This window comes from Yersinia sp. 1252 StPb PI (assembly GCF_048593885.1).
Taxonomy (GTDB): Bacteria; Pseudomonadota; Gammaproteobacteria; order Enterobacterales; family Enterobacteriaceae; genus Yersinia; species Yersinia enterocolitica_E.
The window spans coordinates 1-1,575 of the sequence record NZ_JAZGQE010000360.1 but is presented as its reverse complement, the minus strand read 5'-3'; the positions used below and the strand labels follow the sequence as shown (position 1 = coordinate 1,575).

Here is a 1,575-nt window from a genome sequence, read left to right as displayed (position 1 = left end):
CCATTCATAACCTGTACTTCCAATTCAATTGCGTTAGTGCGTTTCTGTGCACGTTCCATTGCGTACTCTTCCCTTGTGATTTGAATGTTGTTGTTCCTCCCCGATGGTCTGGGGATTTAGTTTTGATGGGCGCTTTTCAGCGCAGAGGATTTAATGAGCGGTAGTGCTTATGCGGCTGCTGCTAATTCGGGCCAAATTTTGAACCAGTCATCTGGGTGCAAATCTTTTCGAAGAACTTGGCAATTTGAATTAACTTCAATTTGCACAGATAGAGCCGCGCCTAGTTTTTGTTTTGTACTTATTGCCTTACGAAGATATTCAACAGATGTTCCGCAATTTGCTGCGAAATCACGCTGCATGGATATCGACAAGGCATTTAGATAATTTCGTAGAGTTTCCATACGAGTTCCTTGCGTGATAATTAGCTCAAGTATACCCGCAAGTATAGAACTTGCAATACTCCAAAGTTATTTACCTTAAAGTAATACTAAGTAAAATATCTGTATGAAAAGTGATGACGGTTTTGACATATACGAACGTAGGCGCTTAAAGCTACAAGAGCTTGTGGATATGCACGGCTCTCAAAAGGCGCTTTCTGACAAGGTTGGAATTGCTGAATCAGTGATTTCTCGGATGCTTTACCCTGCAGGAAAGAAAAATAAAAGAAATATTGGTGAGAAGTCCGTGAGCATGATCGAAGAGTCGCTTCAGTTGCCGCGCGGAACGCTTGACGGAATTGCAGGAAGCACTACAACTACCCCAGATGAAATTGAATTTGTTGGAAAAGTACGGTTAGGCTCCGTTCCTGTTGTGGGCGAAGCTATCTTGGGAGTTGATGGAATGATTGATATGGTGGAGATCCGTGCTGGCTGGCTTCAAATATACAGCTCAGACAAGGATGCCTACGGACTGAAGGTAAAAGGCGACAGCATGCACCCAAGAATTCAATCTGGTGAGTTTGTTGTTATTGAGCCTAATACCCACATTCACTCAGGAGATGAGGTTTTTGTTAGGACGTTAGATGGTCACAATATGATCAAGGTAATGACAAAAACAAGAGATGGCAGCTACCAATTTTCCAGCATAAATAACGAGCACAAGCCAATAACGCTTGATCCAAACGAAGTCGAAAAAATGCACTTCGTTTCAGCCATAGTCAAAGCAACTCGATACATTGATTATGATGAGGTTCAGGCAAAAGGAATGGTTAACTTCAATCTATCAAGCTAATATAATGACCCGGCCCCGCGGCCGGGTTTTTTGTGCCTGTAATCAGCCTTCTGGCGGTAATCTCAGAATATCAATAGCTAACTCGACGGCTAAAGTTACCTGTTCCTCCTGATATAGCACCTCTATCATCTCAGCTATCGATTCCTTCGACACTTCCCCACTCTCTGTTAGTAGCTGCATCACAGCAGTACCGATAACTTGCGCCACTTCCGGATGCTGCTGCTCGAAAAACTCTTGTTCGCTATCCATATCTCACCCCTCAAAGAATAAATTTCACCCAATTTAACATAGTTATCCGCGTTTTTACTGAGCCAAATTACTCAAATAAAAAAATAAATTACTCAT

The 1,575-nt window shown here is 42.4% G+C and carries 3 protein-coding genes; 1 reads left to right on the top strand and 2 read right to left on the bottom strand.

The window, feature by feature from the left end; translation table 11 throughout:
• Nucleotides 1-167 precede the first annotated feature (167 nt).
• Nucleotides 168-401 (bottom strand): helix-turn-helix domain-containing protein, encoded by a 234-nt coding sequence (locus tag V2A85_RS23585; protein ID WP_145531181.1) that lies wholly within the window; start codon nt 399-401, stop codon nt 168-170.
• Between the two features lie 103 nt (nt 402-504).
• Here V2A85_RS23585 and V2A85_RS23580 point away from each other — a divergent pair, with 103 nt between their 5' ends.
• Nucleotides 505-1,230, top strand: a complete 726-nt coding sequence (locus V2A85_RS23580) for a S24 family peptidase (RefSeq protein ID WP_420072540.1) — start codon at nt 505-507, stop codon at nt 1,228-1,230.
• Nucleotides 1,231-1,272: 42 nt separating this feature from the next.
• Here V2A85_RS23580 and V2A85_RS23575 read toward each other — a convergent pair whose 3' ends face one another.
• Complete coding sequence (locus tag V2A85_RS23575; RefSeq protein WP_420072539.1) at nt 1,273-1,479, bottom strand: hypothetical protein; 207 nt, start codon at nt 1,477-1,479, stop codon at nt 1,273-1,275.
• Nucleotides 1,480-1,575 lie beyond the last annotated feature (96 nt).